Below are 22,207 nucleotides of genomic sequence, written 5' to 3' on the forward strand. Positions count from 1 at the left end.
CATACAGATGGCTGGCGCGGTTACGACGGTTTGGTTGATGTGGGTTTTGAAAAGCATTTTCGTGTCAATCATGGTAATGATGAATTTTCCGACGGTAAGGGCAATCATGTAAACGGTATTGAAAGCTTTTGGGGCTTCGCTAAACACCGCTTGGCGAAGTTTAAAGGTATTCATAAGCACTTATTTGAAATTCATCTTAAAGAAACTGAGTTTCGTTTTAACCATAGAGAGCAAAATATCTATAAAATCTTGCTTAAATGGTTTAGAACCGAGAAAATTTAGTTGTCTTGTTTTTACCTTGTTTGGTTGTCTTGTCCCTACTTTTATTATTAAGTATTGTGCGGCAATCCATTTTACTGTTTTGACCGATTTCAAAAACGGATTGCCGCATTGTTCATTTTGCACAGTAACAAACTCAGCCGTAATGGGGTGTTTTGTATGCCAATTTATGCCAACCACACCGTTATTCTGTATTACTGAAAATTCTTTCCTAACCGCATTCAGGCAGCCTTTATAAAAACACCATGATTTCTACTATTTCTCCTTTGTTTGTTACCTGTCCGCGCGGTTTGGAAAATGTATTGGCAGCGGAATTAACACAGTTAAACGTGAACAATATCAGTACTCAAGACGGCGGGGTATTGTGCCAAAGTGATTTGGCGGGTATTTACCGCATCAACCTGCATGCCCGCACTGCCGGACGGGTATTATTGCAATTGGCACACAGTGCGTTTCGCAGTGAAAATGATATTTATGCCTTATCGCGGAAAATCGATTGGCAACGTTGGTTTTCGGCAGAACAAAGTTTCAAAATCCGAATAGAAGGCAAACACGCCCAAATCAATAGCCTGAATTTTGCCGCACTCAAAGTCAAAGATGCGTTGTGTGATTATTTTCGTGATGCTTGCGGACAACGCCCCAATGTAGATAAAGCTGCGCCCGATATTCGCGTGTATGTGTTTATCGAACGCCAACACGTCAGTATTTATCTGGACAGCAGCGGAGAAGCCTTGTTTAAACGCGGCTACCGAGGCGACAGCGGTGATGCACCGATGCGTGAAAATTTGGCGGCGGGTTTGCTGTTAGCAGCAGGTTACGACGGCAGCCAAGCATTTATGGACCCGTTTTGCGGCAGTGGTACGATTGCCATTGAAGCGGCTTGGATTGCCAGTCGCTGCGCACCGGGATTGAATCGCCGTTTCGGCTTTGAGGCATGGCGTCATTTTGATGCTGCTCTGTGGCAAGATTTACGGCATACGGCAAGCAAAGCCATCCGTACCGCATCTGCGCCGATACATGGCAGCGATATTGACAGCCGTTTAGTACGTATGGCAGAAGACAATGCCGCCAATGCCGAGGTGAGTGATCTGATTCACTGGCAAGTGTGCGATGCCATTGATACCCGCCCAAACGGTGATACAGGCATACTGATCAGCAATCCGCCTTATGGTGTGCGTCTTTCTGAAATCCAAGCCCTTCATGCCCTGTATCCACAACTGGGCAGCTGGCTGAAACAATATTTCAGCGGCTGGCTTATCGGCATGTTCACTGCTGACCGCGATATGCCAAAACTTATGCGATTAAATCCCAAACGTAAAATTCCTTTGTTCAACGGTAATTTGGATTGCCGATTATTTTTATTGGACATGGTTACCGGCTCCAATCGGAATACAAAATGACACACATCGACGATACATCAGTAGCCGAAGAAATGCGCTTATCCAAACGCATGGCGCAATTGGGTTTATGTTCGCGCCGTGAAGCAGACGGCTACATCGAACAAGGTTGGGTAAAGGTAAACGGACAAACGGCTGTTTTGGGGCAGAAAGTACGCCCCAATGACCGCATTGATTTGATGCGCCAAGCCCATCAGCAACAGGCACAGCGTGTTACCATTTTATTGAATAAACCTGTGGGTTACGTCAGTGCGCAAGCGGAAAAAGGCTACAAAGCCGCTGCCGAATTGATTACCTCTGAAAACCACTGGGCAGAAGACAGCAGTCCCTTACGTTTTCAAACAGATCACAGCCGCCACCTTGCCCCCGCAGGGCGTTTGGATATTGATTCTGTTGGTTTGTTGGTACTCACCCAAGACGGCAGAATTGCCAAACAGCTTATTGGTGAAAACAGCGAAATTGAAAAAGAATACTTGGTACGCGTAAACGGGCAATTAAGCGAAAAGGGATTAATTTTATTAAATCACGGATTGAGCTTGGATGGCGAAGCCCTGCGTCCTGCCAAAGTAACTTGGCAAAACCAAGATCAGCTGCGCTTTATTCTCAAACAAGGCAAAAAACGCCAAATTCGCCGCATGTGTGAATTGGTTGGTTTGCGGGTAACGGGACTAAAACGAGTACGTGTTGGCCGAGTAAAATTGGGGGCTCTGCCTGCGGGAAAATGGCGCTATTTATTACCCAATGAACAGTTTTAAAAGTATTTTCTATGTGTTTTACAAAGAAAATGATAAATTGATTAAAATAAAAAACAATCAACTCAAAGATTGGCTGATAAAAAATGCAAGCAATTATTGTAATAGATTATTCTTATGATTTTGTCGCAACCGATGGTGCTTTAACAACAGGAGTAGCGGGGCAAAGAATAGAAAAAAGCCTGGTGGAAGAAGTTAAAAAATTTCATGATCAAGGCGATTTTGTGGTTTTTGCAATGGATTTACATGAAAAAAAAGATAAATATCACCCGGAAATAAAATTATTCCCACACCACAATTTAAAAGACAGCCAAGGACGTCAGTTATTTGGAAGCCTAAAAATTTTATATGATGAAATCAAGGGAAACGACAATGTTTATTTTATGGACAAACGCCGTTATTCTGCTTTTTCGGGCACTGATTTAGATATTCGCTTGCGGGAACGTGGTATTACAGAGATTACCCTAGTTGGGGTTTGCACTGATATTTGCGTGCTGCATACAGCAGTTGATGCCTATAATTTAGGCTATAAAATCAATATCCCTCAAGAAGCCGTTGCAAGTTTTGACCCAAAAGGGCATCAGTTCGCCTTAAATCATTTTTCAAATACACTCGGAGCAAATGTTTATTGAATTGATTTAGGGAAAATAATCCCATTGGGTAGGTAGAAGTCTCAAAAATATAAAATAAATGGAAGTCAATAAAAGTTATTTCTTAAAAGTATTATTAAATCACGATGTTACTTTTTAAATACGATCATACCAAAGAAATAATGCTCATGGTGTTGGCTGACGTTCAGTATGGCTGGTGGCAAAAAGCAGAACGACGAAGGAGTGTCGCTTTTTACCGCCCAAGTTAACGCTGTTGTTAGATACGATGTTTGTATTGAGCCATTTGCATTTCATAAATCTTGGTTACCATCACCAGCACGATAAGGTTCAATGGTATATCCATTACGTATGAAAGCTGGAGAACAATGTTTGCCGTGATCAACTCGTTAATCTGATCTGCCCTCAGTGCCATACGGAAAGACGCGTTTCCGAGCATATTGGAAACAATCCAAAAAAACCACCACCATCCCAGAAGTGATGGAACAGTTTGGTTTTTCCAATCTTGTGGACTGATGCTCGCCTTCCATATTTCTTTCATTGCTTGGTATGGTTTCCATAAGTTGGCAAAGGGAACGAAATACCATCCAATAGACCAACCCGGGGTAAACTCCATTTCAGATGCACCGAGCTGCCGTGCATTGAAATTGGCGCGGTGTATCCATTTTAAAATAAGGATACCCGATACCACATAAATGGCGAGCTCAATGATTCCAATCATTTGTTGCCGTGAATCGCTTGCCTCAGCCGCCGCAACAGCTTGGGCTTGTGATGTATAAACACTGTTCTTAATATCATTGAGAAATTGATATTCAAACACTCCTGAAATCAATGCGATGACGGTAACAGCAATTTGGAGATACAAGAACCACTTAGTCCACTTTGTTAGTTTAGTCGAATCAATGAAAGTGTTGCTTTGTTGAGTCATCTTGTTCTCCTTGGTGTCTACGGCTAAATTAAGCGGTCGTGTGGTACACGCACCACTTGGGCGAAAAGTGAGGCGGTGATGTTTGCCGTAATCTATTGGTTCTCGGCTTTAATAAAGCAGTTGGCACGCCGTGGCGGTAACATCGTACTGCCTTATGTGCCTGTCATGAGTCTTGGATTAAAGGGGAGTAGCGGCGGGTAAAAAATGGATTGACATATACTTTCTTCTTTGTATTACCATATACAAATGACTGTTATTATATAACGGTCTGTTTTTAAAATCATGACGGTGTTTTTTCTTTATTATTGTGTTGCCCCTTGGTTTTAGCGGCTTCTGTTGAAAAATCAGTGCCGCTGGGATCTGATGTTTGGATAAACACAATCTTCTTACAAGTTAAGTAACTAATAGGAAAGCAATATGTTGAATTTCTTGCTGAATATTTTGTGGGTCGTGTTGGGTGGCATTTGGATGGCTTTGGGTTGGTGGCTGGCCGGCATCGTTATGGTTATTACCATTATCGGTATTCCATGGGCGCGGGCATGCTTTGTGATTGGCTGGTTTGTGCTGTGGCCGTTTGGGCAGCAAGCGGTGAATCGGCGTGATGTAACCGGCAAAGACGATATTGGTACGGGCAGTTTGGGTTGTTTGGGCAATGTGGTATGGTTTATTTTTGCGGGCTGGTGGCTGGCATTGGCGCACGTGGTTTTTGCTATTGTAAATGCGGTTACCATTATTGGTATTCCGTTTGCATGGCAACATATTAAATTTGCCGCGCTTTCTCTCGCACCGGTGGGTAAAACCATTATCAATAAGAAAACAGGGCAGCCGTTAATTTAAAATTTTCAGAAAACGGCTTTCCAGGTAGCCTGCTGCCGCTCAAATCATACTTTGCTGTTGTCGGTAAATGCACAACAATTCACTTTTTGTTGAGTTTTAGTATCCAAAATGATTGTTGTTGCGTCAGTTGCCTGAAGTAGTGATTTTGCTGTATCTGTGATTAAAAGGAATTTTGATGCCGCTGATTCCGCAAAAATATGCACCGCACAGCTTAATTATTGGTTGTGTGGTTTTTGGTTTGGGCAGTTTGATTGTTAAGTTTGTTGATGTCGGCGCATTTGCCATTGCTTTTTGGCGGCTGGTGATTGCCGGCAGCGTGTTTTGGTTGTTGATGCGTTATTACGCACAAAAGCTGCCTGAAAATACCAAAGCACGGCGGTTTGCACTGTTGTCAGGTGTATTTTTGGGGTTTGATTTGGCATTTTGGCATGAAAGTATTTACGCAGTCGGCCCGGGCATTTCCACTTTACTTAACAGTCTGCAAATATTTTTTCTTGCCGCCATTGCTTGGTTTTTCTTTGGTGAAAGACAAAGCCGTTTACAAAAAATCAGTTTATTGATTGCTTTTGTTGGGGTGGTATTGATTGCCGAGCCGGAGTTGAAACACAATATCAACGGTGGTTACGGTATTTTTATCGGCTTGGTTTCCGGTGCGATGCTGGCAGCATCAATGGCGTGTATTCGTCAAGTATATATTGCTGAATCTACAGCACTTTTTCCGTTGATGTTTTTAGTGAGCCTTGGTGGCTCGCTGGTGTTATTACTACCGTCTTTGCTGCTGAACAGCAGTAATTTTTTTCCGTCTTCATTATCTGATTGGGGCTGGGTGATTGTCTATGGTGTGGTGATGCAGTGTTTTGCGTGGGGGTTAATTGCCTATTCCATTCCTTTGATTTCGTTGACGATTACAGGTTTGTTGCTACTAAGTGAGCCAATTGCCGCTTTGGTAATTGATTATTTTTTATTGCATAAATCCATTACGGCATGGCAGTGGCTGGGTGCGATTATCACGCTATTTGCCATTTATTTGGGTTCACAGCAGACTAAAAAAACAGCTTGAGTGTTGAGAAGGTACAGTCAGCAAAGTTATGTTTAATCAGGTAAATAGGCTGTGTTTATGTCGTGTGTGTGATAAAATACCCGATAGAATTACTCGGGATTTATAAAGGATAAATTTATGACTTCTGCTTTTGCATTACCCATACCCACAGGGCATGGCAGCTTAGAACAATATATTCACACAATCAACAGTATTCCTTTGTTGAGTGCAGAGGAAGAAAATGAATTAACCGAACGCCATTTGCATGGTGATTTGGAAGCGGCTAAAAAATTGATTTTATCGCACTTACGCGTGGTGGTTTCCATTGCCCGCGGCTATGATGGTTATGGTCTGAACCAAGCTGATTTGATTCAGGAAGGCAATATTGGTTTGATGAAAGCGGTTAAACGCTTTGAACCGGGTCATGGTGCGCGTTTGTTTTCATTTGCCATTCACTGGATTAAAGCCGAAATTCACGAATTTATCTTGCGCAACTGGCGTTTGGTGCGCGTTGCCACGACCAAACCACAACGCAAATTGTTTTTTAACCTGCGCAGTATGCGTAAATCCATGTCTGCACTGAGCGATAAAGAAGCGCAGGAAATTGCCGATGATTTAGGCGTGAAGTTATCGGAAGTGCTGGAAATGGAACAGCGCATGACCGGTAAAGACCTTGCCCTTGTTTCTGAAAATGATGATGAAGACAGCTTTGCCCCCATTGATTGGCTGGCAGACAACGACAGCGAACCTACTCAGATAATTGCCAAAAAAGCGCATTACGCACTGCAAACTGAAGGCTTGCAAAATGCACTGATTCAATTGGACGAACGTAGCCGTCATATTGTGGAAAGCCGTTGGCTGGCTGATGACGGCGGTTTAACTTTGCATGAGTTGGCAAATCAATACGGTGTTTCTGCCGAGCGGATTCGTCAAATTGAAGTGAAAGCCATGCAAAAATTACGCAGCTTTTTGGCGGCGGAGGTTGCCTGAGGTCATTCTCATTAGCGTCAAGAAATAAAGCGGCTTGATACAGAAGCGAGCGTGTGCATTTCCGGTTTTACAGCGACTTATTGCGTCAGCAGACCCTCTGTATCAAGTCTTTGAAGAAACACGTTTGCGGCTACCGCTGGCATTCATCTTAGAGATTGCCGACACCTTAGCGATAGAACCGCTTGAAATCATTGCGGGTTTGGAATTGGGCAGGAAATCATGCCGGCATACCGAACGGGTGAAATCGCTGTATTTTGAGAAATTGATTTTAACGATTGGTCGCAGAATGAGCCTTGATTGCGGCGCGCGGTTTTATTTCCGGCATTGGTGATTATTCATGGTTTATTGAATTTCGCATAATAAATATTATGTTAAATTATTAATATCTGCTTTCCTTTTCCCTGCAATTCAATATTACAGCTAAGCTACTTTTTTCATCTTTCATCACGCAACAATCCGAAGCAATCAAACCTTACACAATAGAAACCTGAATGAAAAGCTATAGCTAAACTATTAAATTTTTCAAAATGACTAGCCAGAAAAATTACGGCTAATTATCTGAAATCTGCTGAATAGGCTATGTTTTCTTTTTTGAAAAAATAATAGTACAGCTATATATTTATGCACAAAATAAAACGGCGAGGTCAAGTTCGCCATTTTTCTCTGAGCGTATTTTTCATTTACCGCTTTGCCAGCCCTTTTTCTTGCAAAAACGGTAATATTTGCGGACGAACGGGTTTAGTGAAATTATTGGCAATGGCTTTCTGCCAGTTTAAATCCAAACCACTGCGGCGTTGGTAGTAGTCTGCCAAATCAATTTCGTATTGAGCGATTTTGTCGCTGTCCATCTTGCGGTATTGGTTTTCGCTGGTGATTAAATCCAGCGGTAGCCGCGGACGATACAATGGGTTTTGCGCGGGGTGTCCGATGCACATGCCAAACAGAGGTGCGGTGTATTCAGGCAGCCTGAGTAACTCTGCGGCGCGAGCAATATCATTGCGCAGTGAACCGATATAAACACCGCCCAAGCCCAGAGATTCTGCTGCCAACAAGCAATTTTGCGCCATAATGCCTGCGTCCACTGCACCGATAATCAGGGCTTCCTGCCAATCCACTTGAGCCTCGGGAACTAAGGTTTTGTGTTTGGCATAGTCCACACAAAACACTAAAAATTCAGGGGCTTCTTTGACGTATTTTTGATTAGATGCTACTTCGCACAATTGGGCGCGAATATCGGCATTGGTTACGCGGATGATATGAATAACTTGCATAAAACTGGACGATGAAGCCGCCCGCCCTGCTTCTAAAATGGCAGCCATGGCATCTGGTGATACCGATTCATCGGTAAATTTACGAATGGAGCGATGTTGATAAATGGTTTCTAAAGTGGGTTTACTGGTACTGCTTAATGGTGTTTGATATGACATATTCGTTCCTTTGGTAACACTTTTATAGAGTGATAAAAACAGCGGATTTACTTGATACATAATAGCCAAGCTACTATTTTTTGCACATGGATATAGCTTTCCATTCCGGTTTCTGCCGTACAAGACTTGATTGTTTTGGATTGCTGTATGATAAAAAAGTAAAGCAGTTCAGCTATGCCTTTTCAGGCTGCCTGAAAGCCTGCCAAAACAGATGAACTACTGTATTGCGGTTCATCTGTGTCATGATCAATTATCCGCGTACCATTTTTGTAAACACTTCTGCTGCCGCGCCAACGGTATCGGCAATGTTTTCTGTGGTGTGTGCCGCTGACATAAAACAAGCCTCAAAAGCTGATGGACCAAATGCAATGTGTCGGTCTAACATACCGTGGAAAAATTGTTTGAAGTATTCGGTGTTGCTACGGGACATTTCTGTGTAACTCTGCGGAACTTGTTCGGCAAAATACAAACCAAACATACCGCCTACGTTTTGGCTGCAAAATGCCACACCAACTTCTTTGGCTGCTTGATCAAAGCCTTGACATAACGCTTGGGTATGGAGGCTCAGACTTTCATAGAAGCCCTTGCGTTGAATAATTTCCAAGGTTTTTAGCCCTGCGGCGACAGCAACAGGGTTGCCTGAAAGTGTGCCCGCTTGATAAACGCTGCCTAAGGGTGAGATACATGCCATGATGTCGGCGCGTCCACCAAATGCCGCCAAAGGCATACCGCCGCCGATGACTTTACCCATGGTGGTTAAATCGGGCGTGATGCCGTGCAAAGATTGTGCACCGCCCAAAGCAACGCGAAAACCGGTCATCACTTCGTCGTAAATCAATACGGCACCGTGTTGCTCGGTAAGAGAACGCAAAGATTGCAGAAACTCGGGGGTGGGCTGCACCATATTCATATTGCCGGCAATCGGTTCAATAATCACACAGGCAATTTGGCTGCCAATTTCGGTAAATGTTTTTTGCAAGGCTTCAACATCATTGTATGGCAACACCAATGTATGACGGGTAAAATCGGCGGGAACACCTGCTGAACTGGGGTTGCCGAAAGTCAGCAAACCCGATCCGGCTTTGACCAACAGGCTGTCTGAATGCCCGTGATAGCAACCCTCAAATTTGATGATGTTGTCGCGTCCGGTGAAACCACGTGCCAAACGTATGGCAGACATCGTAGCCTCAGTACCGGAGCTGACCAAGCGCAGTTGCTGAACACTGGGCACAATACGGATAATTTCTTCTGCTAAGCGGATTTCGGCTTCGGTGGGTGCGCCAAATGATAAGCCGTCCAAAGCCACTGTCCGCACAGCTTCGATGACTTCGGGGTGTGCGTGTCCAACGATTGCCGGACCCCATGAACCAACGTAATCAATGTATTGGGTATTGTTTTCGTCCCATACATAGGCACCCTGCGCTTTTTTGATAAAACGCGGTATGCCGCCAACGCTGCCAAATGCACGTACAGGCGAATTGACGCCGCCGGGAATGACCTTTTTGGCTTGTTCAAAGAGTTGCTCATTACGGTTCATGATTGTCCTTTTTTTAATGTGTTACCTGAATTCAATTTTCTGAAATTGAACGGATTTGGGTTTCAGGCAGCCTTAAATATGTATTTTTTTACCACTGCGCATACGGATGTTTACTTAAATACGCATTGCTGAATCGCCCGTCATGGGTGATTTCTTCTCCGAGCCATTCGGGCTTGGCGAATAAGGTATTTTCGTTTGGCAATTCAATCTCTGCCACCACTAAAGGGGCATTATTGCCGAAATATTCGTCCACATCGTAAATAAAACCGCAGTGTTCAATGTGATATCGATGTTTTTCTAATTTAAACGGACACATTTCAGCCAGCATGGTTTCTGCGTGGAGTAGCGGAATCGGATATTCAAATTCATGACGCGACACATCGGTGATAAAGCCTTTAATAGTCAACCATGCTTCACCGTCGGTAATGCGTACCCGAATGCTGCATTCTTTATCCACTTTCATATAGCCTTGACGCAAAGTCTGCGGCTTTGCCAACACTCGCCATTTATTGCCGTTTACTAAGAAGCGGCGTTCGATTTCAATAGGCATAAAACACATCAACCAATAACATTATCTGAGATTTTTAAACGACAAATCAACAGCATTGCATTTATTCAGCAATACTGTTGATTGATTTGCGGAATAGTTTCAGGCAGCCTGCCTCCCCTACACCACGGCTTCTTCTTTGCGTTTCTGAGGCTTGGCAATGTTTTCACGGCTTAAGCCAAACATTAACAGCAATGGGCTGGCAACCAGAACCGAAGAATAAATACCGAATACGATGCCGATGGTCAGTGCCATAGCAAATCCGTGCAGCGCAGCACCGCCGAAAACCAGCATGGACAAAACCATTGCTTCGGTAGAACCATGCGTGATGATGGTGCGGCTGATGGTTGATGTAATCGCATTATCAATCACCTGCGGCACGGTTTTATGGCGCATCTGCGGCTTGCGAAAGTTTTCGCGGATACGGTCAAACACCACCACCGATTCATTTACTGAATAACCCAATACCGCTAATATCCCCGCCAATACAGTGAGCGAAAATTCCCAGCGGAAAAAGGCAAAGCAACCCAAAATAATCACCACGTCGTGCATATTGGCAATAATCGCGGACACGGCAAACCGCCATTCAAAGCGAATCGACAAATAAATAATGATGCCGATAATCACCATTGACAGTGCCAATAAGCCATGAGTAACCAGTTCCTCACCCACTTGCGGACCAATAAATTCCACTTGACGTAAGGTGATGTCGGTTTGATTTTGTTTGAGTAAATCCATCACACGGTTGGATAAAACCCCTGAATCAATGCCTTCTTTATTGGGCAGACGAATCAACACGTGTTTATTCGTACCCAAAGCCTGCACTTGCACTTCACCCAGATTAAGACTTGCCAATTGGCTGCGAATTTGATTGAGATCGGCACTTTGGCTGTATTCCACTTCCATTACCGTGCCGCCGGTAAATTCCACCGAGTAATTCAGTCCGCGCGTAACCAGAAAAAACACAGCCAAAATAAAGGTAATCAGCGAAATTGCAGTGGTGAGCTTGCCGTAGCTCATAAACGGAATATCGCGTTTGATTCTGAAAAATTCCATGATATTTAATCCTTCGCACTCGGCAATGTGGGTACAGCATCGGGTTTCCAAACCTGCCCGATAGACAAGGTTTTCAGTTTGCGGCGGCGGCCATACCACAAATTAACAAAAGCACGAGACACCACCACCGATGAAAACATTGAGGTGAGTATGCCCAAGCAATGCACGACTGCAAAACCGCGAACCGGACCCGAGCCAAAAATCAAAAGCGCAATACCGGCAATCAGTGAGGTGATGTTGGAATCAACAATGGTGTTCCACGCATGTTGATAACCGGCGTTTATCGACATTTGCGGCGAATTGTCGTTACGCAATTCTTCACGAATACGCTCGTTAATCAACACATTGGAGTCAATCGCCATGCCCAAAGTCAAGGCAATGGCAGCAATGCCCGGCAAAGTTAAGGTTGCTTGAAGGATGGATAATAATGCCACCAAAAATAATAAATTGCATGACAATGCCAATACTGAAAACACTCCGAACATGCGGTAATACACCATCATGAACAAGGCAACTGCCACAAAGCCCCATAAAGTGGAGTGGAAGCCTTTTTCAATATTTTCTTTACCTAAAGAAGGACCAATAGTACGTTCTTCGATAATTTTCATCGGTGCGGCAAGTGAACCGGCCCGCAGTAATAAAGCAGTATCTTGTGCTTCCAGAGTAGTCATGCTGCCTGAAATAATGGTGCGCCCGCCGAGAATTGGTTCATTAATTACCGGCGCAGTAACCACTTCGGCTTTACCTTGGTCAATTAACACCATTGCCATGCGTTTACCGACATTATTGCGGGTGAGGTCAGCAAAAATACTTGCGCCTGTGCCGTCAAAATTGACACTGACACCGGGTTGCCCGTGTTCATTGAAAGAGGCTTGTGCATCGTTAATGTTGTCGCCGGTTAATTCAACTTGTTTACTCACGAGCGTTGCCGGACCGGCACCTGCAGAAGGCAGTAATTCAAAACCCGCCGGTGTATTGCCGAGCATTGCGTCTTGTAATTGTGTCGGGTCGTCCGAAACCATGCGTACTTCCAGCGTGGCGGTGCGCCCGATAATGTCTTTGGCTTTTGCGGTGTCTTGCACACCCGGTAATTGCACCACGATGCGGTCAGGACCGGCTTGCTGAATCACCGGTTCGGCAACACCCAATTCATTAACACGGTTGTGTAATGTATTGATGTTTTGTTTGACGGCGTCTTCACGCACCCTATTCCACGCCGCTTCACTCAAACTCACGATTAAGCGATCGTTTTGCGCGGTTAAAGTCGCATCGGGCATGAATTTGCGCAATTCAGGCAGAGCTTGTTCCAAATCTGCCGTATTTTGAAACGGAACGGTTAATGTATTGCCGTTTTTACTGATTTGTCCGCTGCGGATTTTTAATTGACGCAGTTCACGGCGAATATCGCCCGAATAACGATCTAACGTTTTTTCAGTGGCGGCTGCCATGTCCACCTGCATGGTGAAATGCACGCCGCCGCGCAAATCTAAGCCCAAAAACATCGGTTTGGCGTGGATTTTTGCCATCCATTCGGGTGTGTTTGCCAATAAATTCAAGGCGATAATGTAACCGTCGCCTAAGCTGTTTTCAATCGCATCACGCGCTTTTAATTGGGTTTCGGTGTCGCCAAAACGTACTTTCAGGCTGCCGTCAACAATAAACATGCCTTTATCGGCAATATTGGCGGCTGCCAAAGCCTGTTTAACTGTGTTTTCGGTTTGCTCATCAATGCGTATCGCCTGGCGGTTGGTGGAAACCTGCACCGCCGGAATTTCACCGAAAAAATTTGGCACGGTATAGAGCAAACCCAATATCAGGATTGTGGCAATCAGCAGGTACTTCCACAAGGGATAACGGTTCATAAACCACTTTGCTTTCTGAAAAGGGTAAAATGGTGATAAATACAGCAGATACGCTGTTTCAGGCAGCCTGAAATCATTTTTCTGCCGAGTTCATTCAGATGAAAAGCCGCAAATCTGAGCGAATACGGCTGAACAACACGCAAGGTTGGTTGAATCGTCTTGCGTGGACACAAACAAGTTAAGATTATGCTTCAACTTTGTTACTGACGGCAGAACGCTCCACTTCCACTTCAACATTTGGTGCAATTTCCACGCCGAAAAAACGATCACCGATTTTGGTAATTTTGCCGGCAATGCCGGAGCTGGTGATGACTTTATCGCCTTTTTTTAATTCAGACAGCATTTGTTGGTGTGCTTTGAATTTTTTTTGCTGCGGACGCATAATCAAAAAATAAAAAATCAATAAGATAACCACCAGTGGTGCAAATTGCATCAAGGCATTGGGCGCGGCGGCATCGGCGGCGTAAGCAAAATCAATCATTGGGGTGTACTCCATTCAGGGGTTTATTAAAATAAGAGGTAATTAAATTTTTTGTTATTGGCCTTGGGTTTTTTATCTATACCCTGTATTTGTAAACTTGGTTGTTTTTCTTGATAAAAAAGTAGCAACGAAAAACAGACAATTGCTTATTGTACTGGCAACGGCATTTTTTTCCAAGCAAGCAAAAAAAGTGCGGTATTGCCTGCTGCAACGGCTTCTTTCATTATAGAATTCCTTATATATGCTTTTTTATAACATGTTTTTATAAATTTAATGAATAATCAATAATTTATATTTGCTATAATAATTTGATAAGATATTCAGGTTCTATTCGTAAGATACTTTGTACCGCAGAGCAGTCTCATCTTGAATTACGGTATTACCGCACTATTTATGAGTTTTGAAATTTTTATTGTTCCATAAAATATATTTTTCGGGCAATGCCCGATATTTAATCAACAAAAAACATTAGCTGCCGGATTTTTTATGCATTTTTCTTTGGGTCATATGGTGATGGTATTACTGGGCGTGGTGTCGGCATTTATTATCTGCCGACGTTTGCGCATTCCTGTGATACTGGGTTATTTGGTTATTGGTTTTATCGCCGGTCCGGGCTTGCTGAATTTAATTCCCAAATCCCCCGCTACTGATTTTCTTGGCGAAATCGGTATTGTGTTTCTGATGTTCAGCATTGGTTTGGAGTTTTCCGTCGGTAAACTCAAAGCCATGCGCCGCTTGGTATTGGGGCTGGGCGGTATGCAAGTTTTGCTCAGCATTTTGGCAATGTGGGGAATTTTGATGCTCATGGGCGTGGCATTGACTTGGGCGTTTACACTTGCCGCCGCACTCACCATGTCGTCCACTGCCATTGTCAGCCGCATCATGGCAGAGAAAAATGAACTGGGCTTGCCTCATGGACAAATGGTTATGGGTGTTTTGTTGATGCAAGACATCGCCGTTGTGCCTTTAATGATTTTGTTTCCGGCAATGGCGGAAAGCAGTGAGCATTTGTGGTTTACCATTGATATGGCACTGCTTAAAATGGTTATTACTTTAACGCTGTTGCTGGCACTGGGGCACAAAATCATGACACCTTGGTTTCGCGCAATTGCCAAAACCAAATCCAGTGAGCTATTTATGATCAATGTGTTGCTGGTGGCTTTGGGTGTGGCGTATTTAACCGAGCTGGCGGGATTGTCCATGGCTTTGGGCGCGTTTGTGGCAGGCATGTTGATTTCCGAAACAGAATACCGCTTTCAGGTGGACGACGACATTCGCCCCTTTCGAGACATCCTGCTTGGCTTTTTCTTCATCACCATTGGCATGAAGCTGGATATTCAAGTTTTGCAAACGGCTTGGCAAATGGTATTGTCTTTACTGGCAATGCTGTTGATTTTAAAAGCGGCGGTGATTTTTGCCATTGGCAAATACATGAAGCACGACAACATTGACAACATCAAAACCGCGTTGTATTTGGCACAAGGCGGTGAGTTTGGCTTTGTGATGCTGGCGGTGGGCGGCAATATGAACTTAATTCCATCGAATTTGCAGCAAACAGCGATTGCGGCGATTTTACTGTCAATGATGGTGTCGCCGCTGATTATAAACAGCATTGACAGAGTGCTTTCGCTTTTTGTAAAACGCAGCTGGGACGAACAAGCCGTTAATTTGCATAATATTTTAATCGAGACCATGAGTAAAACCGATCACATCTTGATTATCGGCTACGGACGCGGTGGACAAAGTGTGGCTCGAATTTTAACGCAGGAAAACACGCCGTATTACGCGCTTGATTTGGATGCCGAACGCGTTGCTTCCGCCCGCGCTGCCGGTGAACCGGTTACTTTTGGTGATGCCAAACGCCGTGAAGTGTTGCAGGCAGCGGGATTGAAGCGTGCCAAAATGGTGTTAATCACCATTAATAACATGCACGAAAGCCAGCATATTCTCAATAACATTATGCACCTTGCACCCACCATGCCCGTGATTGTACGCATTACCAATGATGATTATATTCAGGCATTTACCGATTTAGGCGCGGATTATGTGGTGTCTGATACCAAAGAATCCAGCCTTATGCTGGCAAGCCAAGCATTATTGGGCATGGGACAGCCGTTTGAACGGGTTTATCACACCATGCATCAGGTGCGTAAAAATCGCTATCAAGCCTTAGAAGGCTTATTTGCCGGCAGCGATGATGATTTTCACAGCGATGAATCAGGCTACCTGAATCGTTATGCGTTCACCTTGCCGCCTGGCGCGTTTTTGGTTGGTAGAGAAAAAAATAAATGCCCATTGGATAAACTGAATGTCAAATTGCTGTCTGTGAGACGTAATACTGCTCAACTGCGCCATATCGATGATGATTTTCGCTTTGCAGCACAAGATACGCTGGTATTGCTCGGGCAACGCGATAAAATTGTTGCTTTTGAAAATTGGGCATTACAAGGCAGTAATTAGGTTTCAGGCAGCCTGAAAAGCATATAGAGACACTGCTTTCAGTCAATCTATATGCTGTATTGCTCTTTAAAGCAATTTGCCGAATCACTTCCTCGCTGCTGGCTTGAACAAAGCAGATGCTTTAATATTACATAAGAATAACCATTAAAAAACCATTGGAAAACCACATCAGTATGATCGATTTACCCCCCCTCCCCGCGCTTAATCCCAGACACAAAGCCGCACTGGCACGTATTCAGCAACAATTGCAATATACTTTCAGGCAGCCTGAATTATTGCGCCAAGCACTGACACACCGCAGTTTTTCTGCTCGGAATTACGAGCGTTTGGAATTTATCGGTGATGCCATTTTGGATTATGGCATTGCCAAAATGCTGTGCCAAGCCTTTCCTACATTAAGTGAAGGTGATTTATCCAGAATGCGCGCCAGCTTGGTTAATCAAGAAATGCTGGCAGAAATCGCTGCCGAATTAAATATTGGCGATGGTTTGTTTTTGGGAACGGGTGAGCTGAGAAGCGGCGGCACTCAGCGATCATCAATTCTTGCTGATGCGTTGGAAGCCATTTTTGCAGCCATCAGTTTTGATACCGATATTCATGATGCCGAAGCCACTATCAATCGCCTGTTTGCCAAGCGTGTACATGCGCTAGATCCGAAACTGAGCGGCAAAGATGCCAAAACCCAGCTGCAAGAATTCCTGCAAGCACGGCGAATGGAATTGCCCAAATACCGCATCATCGGTGAAACCGGTAAGTCTCATGAGCAACAATTGCGGGTGGAGTGCGATTTGGGTGAGTTGGCGCGCTGCTTTGAATCAGAAGGCAGAAGCCGCCGAGAAGCAGAACAAGACGCCGCAGCTCAAGCTTTGGTATGGCTGAAAGAAAATTATCCGTCTTTAGCTGACTATAAAGTGAGTAAACGCCGATAAAAATATTGGTAATGCTTTGGCATCTAATATGGCAGGAATACTGCATTTTTTAAAATTCCACAGTGCCATTCATTGACACAAATAGAAGCAACGTAGCAATCCACTTATTTACAGCTTAGTCATATAGTGAATTGCCGCGTTGCGGTACATTTTTTAGGAACAGCGACTGTACGGCTTATGAAAATATATTCAGTGTTCTCAACAAATAAAAAATCAAATGCTGCTGACTAATTTTTATTTTCATTAAAAATCAACGATGTTTAATTACCAATTCAAACACACCTTCTTTCGGTGTTGCCGATGACAGTAATTGGTGTCCTGTTTGGCGGCAAAAGGCAGCGAAATCATCAGGTGCAACAGCATCGGTTGCCCAAACCGTTAATATTTCGCCGCTTTGCATGCTTGCCAATGCTTTTTTAGTTTTTAAAATAGGCAAAGGACACCTTAAACCGCAAAGGTCTAAGGTTTGTCCTGAGATGTCTTCAGACATGGTATTTGCTCTGCATTTTTGATATTAATTTATTCCGATTTTTTGTAATGCGCACGAAATCAGGCTTCGGTTTCAGTTTGTGCCGATTTTGATACCACCACCATAGCGGGACGCAATACACGGTCAGCTAAGGCATAGCCTTTTTTCATCACGCTGACCACAGTATTCGGCTCTTGTTCACTGATTACCGCTTGCAAGGCTTGGTGTTTATGCGGATCAAGTTTATCGCCAGCTTGCGGGTTAATTTCAGTAATGCGAGTATTGTCAAACGCTTTTTGCAATTCGGTTAAAGTCATTTGTACACCCATTTTTAAGGCATCAAAATTATCGCTTTGATCCTGCAATGCCATTTCCAAATAATCTTTAACCGGCAGCATCTCCGCCGCAAATTTTTGACCGGCAAATTTATGGGTATTTTGCAATTCTTCTTCATGGCGGCGGCGAAGGTTTTGCTCTGCCGCCATGGCGCGTAATTTTTCTTCTTGGATTTGTGTTTCCAATGCTTGAATTTGTGTTTGCAGCAATTCTACGGTGGGCGCTTCTAAATCAAGCGGAATTTCTTCTGCGATGAGATTATTTTCCGGGAATTCTTCATTAAATGTTGTGTTGTTTTGATTTTCTGTTTGCATCAATGTTTCCTTTCGGTGTGATTTTGATAAAAATGGGTATATAACCCCACTCTTTCAAGTATATGAACCGCATTTTAAATCAGGCTGCCTGAAATAAAAAAATGAGCAATTGAGTGAAATGCGGTTGTTTTTTTGTGTTTAAACAACGGGTAGTAATTGACGATGCCGCACCAAAACAGCGTAATCCGCCAGCCGCTTTGCCAGCGATTCGACAACATACACCGAACGATGCTGCCCACCGGTGCAACCAATGCCGATATTGACGTAACTGCGGCTTTCTTCAGTCATTTTCGGTAACCAGCGTTTCAGGAAATATTCCAAATCGTCAATCATATCTGCCACAATGGTTTGTGCAGAAAAATAATCTTTAATGGGCAAATCCAAGCCGGTGTATGGACGCAAAACAGGATCATAGAAAGGGTTTGGCAAAGAACGAACATCGAACACGAAATCCATACCCAAAGGTACACCGAATTTAAAGCCAAACGATTCTAATACAATGCGTAAGGGCGCAACGGGCAGATTCAGCCATTGCTGAATAAAGTGGCGCAATTGCTGGGCATTGAGCAAAGATGTGTCCACTGTGTAGGCAATATTTTGCAAAGGCTGCATGTAACCGCGCTCGGCAGCGAGGCTTTCCAACAGGGTTTTTTGCTCGTTTGCCAAGGGGTGGCTACGGCGGGTCTCGGAAAAGCGGCGCAGTAAAACAGCATCGTCGGTATTTAAAAACACGATGTCCAACCGATGTCCTTGCCGGCGGACGGTATCAATCCAATGGCAGACATCACTGAAGCGAAAACGTGAGCGAATATCAATGCTCACGCCCAATTGTTCAATGCCTTTTTTTTCGTAATAACGCATTAAATCCGGCAACATCGGTGCGGGCAGATTGTCAACGCAAACAAAACCCACATCTTCCAAAAGCCGCAATGCAATGGATTTGCCCGAGCCGGATAAACCGCTAATCAGTACGATTCTCATGGGCATCGTTTTCCTCTTTTAACACTGCGGTATGACGGTCTAAAAACTCTTTGGTACTGTCTTTGCCGCGCATATGCAAAATATAATTACGGACTGCCGCTTCCACCAATACCGCCAAGTTTCGTCCCACCGCTACCGGCAGAGTAACACTGCGCACCGCCACATTCAAAATACTCTGTGTTTCGCTTTGAATACTCAATCGGTCAAGGTTTTGCATGTAATCATCGTCTGCCGGTACCAGATTGATAATCAACTGCAAAGGTTGTCTGGGGCGCACCGCTGTTTCACCGAAAATGGCGCGGATATTCAACACACCCAAACCGCGCACTTCCAAAAAATCACGCAGCATCGGCGGACAGCGTCCTTCCAAAATTTCAGGACCAATACGATATAACTCCACGGCATCGTCTGCCACCAAACCATGTCCGCGCGAAACCAATTCCAAAGCCAATTCGCTTTTTCCCAAGCCAGATTGACCCACAATCAATACACCCACTTCAAACACATCTAAAAATACACCGTGTTTCACCGTAGATGCCGCCAAGGAACGCTGCAAATAGATACGCAGCACGTCCATTAAAAACGGGCTTTCAATTTTGGAAGTGAGCAAGGGAACGTTACGGGTGTGGCAATAGTCGCGCAGCATATACGGCACGGCTAAATTGTTGGCAACGATAATCAGTGTCATCGGCAGATTGAAAAGCTCATCAAAGCTGGTTTTGATGTCGCCGGTTTCCAGTTTGCTGAGGTATTCGACTTCAGCAACGCCCAAAACCTGTATTTGATTGGGGTGAATAAAATTCAAATGTCCAACCAGTGCCAAAATGGGTTTATCACCGTCTATGGCGATGCGATTATCCGCCCCCGCCGTTCCCGCTGACCATGCCAATTTGAGTTTGCTTTGATTGTCTTGATATAAGCGGCGAACGGAAATACTGGGCATAAATAAAGACCTGCGGTTAATCAGTCATCAAAATCAAACGAACGGCTTCCGGCGTTTGTGCCGTCATCAGTGCGTCGCGCACGGTTTTGGAAGAAAATTTTCCGGCCAATTCAGACAAGACTTCCAAATGTTTACCGGAAGCGTTTTCGGGAACGAGCAGCACAAATACCAAAGATACAGGTTTTCCGTCGGGTGCGTCAAATGACACCGGTTCTTTCAAGCGGATAAACGCACCAACCGTGTCTTTCACCGCCGGATGCCGACCGTGGGGAATTGCCACGCCGTGCCCTAAACCGGTGCTGCCCAGTTTTTCGCGGTTAAACAAACAATCAAATACTTCTGCACGACTTAATCCCGCCTCGTTTTCCAGCAACAAGCCCGCTTGCTCAAAAACACGTTTCTTACTGCTTACGTCCAAATCCAATAAGATATGCGACGCAGGCAAAATACTGCCGATTAAACTCATTCACTCTGTCCTGCAAGTGATTTTTCAAGAGAGTGGATTGTACTGCCTTGCTTGCATATATTCAAAAAAATTTACACAAGCCCGCCTTTACACCACTGCAATTGTTTCATTTTTGATTAACCCATGTGCACCCGTTGCCAGCCATGCTGCGCCGTATTGCCGCAACAATACATCATCAGCCAAAGGCAAAACCGGCACGGCAACACCATGAGTCAATACCGCCAGCAAAGCCTGTGCATCATTTGCGTTTTGTACTCGCCACACAACCGCATCAGCGTCTTGTACCCAACGCCATTGTTCGGCGTGGTCAATAGCCAGCCACACACGCATACCGCTCGGTAAAGAACGTATGCGATCACGTTCATCAAATGCAAAAACAATTTGTGCATGATGATTTTCCATACGCTGCCAAGGCCACACATCAAAACGTTTTCCCATTTTTGAATAGCCGAAAAAACCGGTTTTCAGGCTGCCTGAAAGTTGATTCGGAATAGCCAATGCCGTCAAAATAGGTTCATTGGCGGGTAGAAGCGGAGAAACACGCACATCATCAGCTTGCTGCCAACAAAAATTTTGCCTTTCACGTGCATGGATTGTACCGTGCCAGCTGTCGGCAGCAATGCGGTAAAAATACAGCGCAACGCGAGCGTGTTCATAATCGTGAATGCGAGTGAGCCACGGTGTGGCATGGGTAATGGAAATGCCCAATTCTTCGTGGAACTCGCGCTGCAGCGCGGCAAAAATACTTTCACCGCTTTCCGCTTTTCCGCCGGCAAATTCCCAGAACCCTGCATATACCTTACCTTGCGGACGTGAACTTAATAAAAATGCACCGTCATCACGATACAATATCCCTGCTGCGACATTAACAGTATTTCTTGGTGATTGATTCATCAAATGTGTTCCGTTATCAAAAGTCAATAATCTGGGCCTGGTTGGTTTGTATCGTTGAGAAGATATTTTCTTCTGTCCAGTGTTGTTTGAGGTTTGCACAAGGCGGTTTGGGTGGCTTCGAGTTTCTTTGTATTGATTAGCACAAGCTCAGAACAAGATAGTGGCATAAAACGAGCAAGGAAGCTTAAATTAAGAATTTAGTCAATTTATCATTTAATTCAGAATGGATTAATTGCTGGCTGTGAAATAGTAAGATAATTTCAAATTGCAGTCAAACTACGTTCCACACCAAATATCAGCCAATTCTTTACTGGCTGCCTTGATTTTATTAACATATTCCGGATTAGATTTTTCATGCAGATGAGGGCGTTCAAAATTCTGTGTCAGTGTTAAATCCTACAGTTTGATTATATCATCGAGTCTTCCTTCGAAATAAATGGAAAATTGGCTGACCGCCTGCCCCCAATTCTGTATGGGCATCGTCCATTTTTCTGATGCCTTATTGATGCCGACATACAAAAGCTTCAGCAGACTGTCCTCATTGGGAAACGCACCTTTGGTTTTGGTCAGCTTGCGGAATTGACGGTGTACCGCTTCCACCGCATTGGTGGTGTAAATCGGTTTGCGTATCGCTTCAGGATAACGGAAATACGCCGACAAAAGCGGCCATTTGTT

The 22,207-nt window shown here is 44.3% G+C and carries 24 protein-coding genes; 10 read left to right on the top strand and 14 right to left on the bottom strand.

The annotated features are described in order from the left end of the window. From Q384_RS07245 to Q384_RS07260, 4 genes are all read left to right on the top strand, one after another. The coding region (locus Q384_RS07245; protein ID WP_037586914.1) for a transposase at positions 1-282 on the top strand (282 nt) is incomplete at its 5' end. A gap of 245 nt (positions 283-527) precedes the next feature. Next, on the top strand, positions 528-1,679 hold the full coding sequence (locus tag Q384_RS07250; RefSeq protein WP_037586943.1) for a THUMP domain-containing class I SAM-dependent RNA methyltransferase: 1,152 nt from the start codon (positions 528-530) through the stop codon (positions 1,677-1,679). Continuing rightward, positions 1,676-2,431: a pseudouridine synthase gene (locus Q384_RS07255; protein ID WP_051940651.1), complete on the top strand. Its 756-nt coding sequence runs from the start codon at positions 1,676-1,678 to the stop codon at positions 2,429-2,431. The genes Q384_RS07250 and Q384_RS07255 overlap by 4 nt, the downstream gene beginning before the upstream one ends. An 83-nt stretch (positions 2,432-2,514) precedes the next feature. Then, positions 2,515-3,060, top strand: coding sequence for a cysteine hydrolase family protein (locus tag Q384_RS07260; protein WP_037586916.1), 546 nt, complete (start codon positions 2,515-2,517; stop codon positions 3,058-3,060). Positions 3,061-3,295: 235 nt separating this feature from the next. Here Q384_RS07260 and Q384_RS07265 read toward each other — a convergent pair whose 3' ends face one another. After that, entirely contained in the window at positions 3,296-3,964 is a 669-nt protein-coding gene (locus tag Q384_RS07265) for a DUF4328 domain-containing protein (RefSeq protein WP_037586919.1), read from the bottom strand. Between the two features lie 417 nt (positions 3,965-4,381). On the opposite strand from Q384_RS07265, the gene Q384_RS07270 reads away from it, so the two are divergent. The 4 genes from Q384_RS07270 to Q384_RS12675 all read left to right on the top strand — a co-directional run bounded on the left by Q384_RS07270 (position 4,382) and on the right by Q384_RS12675 (position 7,161). Next, on the top strand, positions 4,382-4,801 hold the full coding sequence (locus Q384_RS07270) for a YccF domain-containing protein (protein WP_037586920.1): 420 nt from the start codon (positions 4,382-4,384) through the stop codon (positions 4,799-4,801). A gap of 175 nt (positions 4,802-4,976) precedes the next feature. Then, positions 4,977-5,861: a DMT family transporter gene (locus Q384_RS07275; RefSeq protein WP_037586923.1), complete on the top strand. Its 885-nt coding sequence runs from the start codon at positions 4,977-4,979 to the stop codon at positions 5,859-5,861. A 117-nt stretch (positions 5,862-5,978) separates the two neighbouring features. After that, positions 5,979-6,830: an RNA polymerase sigma factor RpoH gene (rpoH, locus tag Q384_RS07280; protein WP_037586925.1), complete on the top strand. Its 852-nt coding sequence runs from the start codon at positions 5,979-5,981 to the stop codon at positions 6,828-6,830. Positions 6,831-6,864: 34 nt separating this feature from the next. Continuing rightward, the gene (locus tag Q384_RS12675) at positions 6,865-7,161 is read left to right on the top strand and encodes a hypothetical protein (protein WP_051940653.1); all 297 of its coding nucleotides are present in this window, start codon (positions 6,865-6,867) and stop codon (positions 7,159-7,161) included. A gap of 349 nt (positions 7,162-7,510) precedes the next feature. Here Q384_RS12675 and nfsA read toward each other — a convergent pair whose 3' ends face one another. The 6 genes from nfsA to yajC form a co-directional block, all read right to left on the bottom strand. Further along, positions 7,511-8,257: an oxygen-insensitive NADPH nitroreductase gene (gene nfsA / locus Q384_RS07290; RefSeq protein ID WP_037586927.1), complete on the bottom strand. Its 747-nt coding sequence runs from the start codon at positions 8,255-8,257 to the stop codon at positions 7,511-7,513. Positions 8,258-8,507: 250 nt separating this feature from the next. Further along, on the bottom strand, positions 8,508-9,794 hold the full coding sequence (hemL, locus tag Q384_RS07295; RefSeq protein WP_037586929.1) for a glutamate-1-semialdehyde 2,1-aminomutase: 1,287 nt from the start codon (positions 9,792-9,794) through the stop codon (positions 8,508-8,510). Between the two features lie 88 nt (positions 9,795-9,882). Continuing rightward, on the bottom strand, positions 9,883-10,344 hold the full coding sequence (locus tag Q384_RS07300; protein ID WP_037586931.1) for a CYTH domain-containing protein: 462 nt from the start codon (positions 10,342-10,344) through the stop codon (positions 9,883-9,885). Between the two features lie 117 nt (positions 10,345-10,461). Then, positions 10,462-11,397, bottom strand: coding sequence for a protein translocase subunit SecF (gene secF, locus Q384_RS07305; RefSeq protein ID WP_037586933.1), 936 nt, complete (start codon positions 11,395-11,397; stop codon positions 10,462-10,464). A gap of 5 nt (positions 11,398-11,402) precedes the next feature. Continuing rightward, a complete protein-coding gene (secD, locus tag Q384_RS07310) occupies positions 11,403-13,259 on the bottom strand; it encodes a protein translocase subunit SecD (protein ID WP_037586935.1) in 1,857 nt (618 codons plus the stop codon). A 184-nt stretch (positions 13,260-13,443) separates the two neighbouring features. Beyond that, a complete protein-coding gene (gene yajC, locus Q384_RS07315) occupies positions 13,444-13,740 on the bottom strand; it encodes a preprotein translocase subunit YajC (RefSeq protein ID WP_037586936.1) in 297 nt (98 codons plus the stop codon). A gap of 486 nt (positions 13,741-14,226) precedes the next feature. Between yajC and Q384_RS07320 the strand changes: the two genes are divergently transcribed. Continuing rightward, a complete protein-coding gene (locus Q384_RS07320) occupies positions 14,227-16,200 on the top strand; it encodes a cation:proton antiporter domain-containing protein (RefSeq protein ID WP_037586937.1) in 1,974 nt (657 codons plus the stop codon). 173 nt (positions 16,201-16,373) lie between these two features. Beyond that, positions 16,374-17,129, top strand: a complete 756-nt coding sequence (gene rnc / locus Q384_RS07325) for a ribonuclease III (protein ID WP_051940655.1) — start codon at positions 16,374-16,376, stop codon at positions 17,127-17,129. Positions 17,130-17,379: 250 nt separating this feature from the next. Here rnc and Q384_RS07330 read toward each other — a convergent pair whose 3' ends face one another. The 7 genes from Q384_RS07330 to Q384_RS07360 form a co-directional block, all read right to left on the bottom strand. Further along, positions 17,380-17,607 carry a sulfurtransferase TusA family protein gene (locus tag Q384_RS07330; RefSeq protein WP_037586947.1) on the bottom strand — a complete coding sequence of 76 codons (228 nt, stop codon included), beginning with the start codon at positions 17,605-17,607 and terminating at the stop codon, positions 17,380-17,382. A gap of 71 nt (positions 17,608-17,678) precedes the next feature. After that, positions 17,679-18,248 carry a nucleotide exchange factor GrpE gene (gene grpE, locus Q384_RS07335; RefSeq protein ID WP_084224429.1) on the bottom strand — a complete coding sequence of 190 codons (570 nt, stop codon included), beginning with the start codon at positions 18,246-18,248 and terminating at the stop codon, positions 17,679-17,681. A gap of 138 nt (positions 18,249-18,386) precedes the next feature. Then, a complete protein-coding gene (gene rapZ, locus Q384_RS07340) occupies positions 18,387-19,229 on the bottom strand; it encodes an RNase adapter RapZ (protein WP_037586938.1) in 843 nt (280 codons plus the stop codon). After that, positions 19,210-20,172, bottom strand: coding sequence for an HPr(Ser) kinase/phosphatase (hprK, locus tag Q384_RS07345; RefSeq protein ID WP_037586939.1), 963 nt, complete (start codon positions 20,170-20,172; stop codon positions 19,210-19,212). Before hprK ends, rapZ begins: the two co-directional genes overlap by 20 nt. Positions 20,173-20,188: 16 nt before the next feature. After that, positions 20,189-20,638: a PTS IIA-like nitrogen regulatory protein PtsN gene (ptsN, locus tag Q384_RS07350; RefSeq protein ID WP_037586940.1), complete on the bottom strand. Its 450-nt coding sequence runs from the start codon at positions 20,636-20,638 to the stop codon at positions 20,189-20,191. Between the two features lie 87 nt (positions 20,639-20,725). Beyond that, the gene (locus tag Q384_RS07355) at positions 20,726-21,532 is read right to left on the bottom strand and encodes an NUDIX domain-containing protein (protein WP_037586941.1); all 807 of its coding nucleotides are present in this window, start codon (positions 21,530-21,532) and stop codon (positions 20,726-20,728) included. Between the two features lie 396 nt (positions 21,533-21,928). After that, positions 21,929-22,207: transposase (locus tag Q384_RS07360; protein WP_037586942.1), on the bottom strand; the 279-nt coding region annotated here is incomplete at its 5' end.

This window comes from Stenoxybacter acetivorans DSM 19021, from assembly GCF_000745895.1.
GTDB lineage: Bacteria > Pseudomonadota > Gammaproteobacteria > Burkholderiales > Neisseriaceae > Stenoxybacter > Stenoxybacter acetivorans.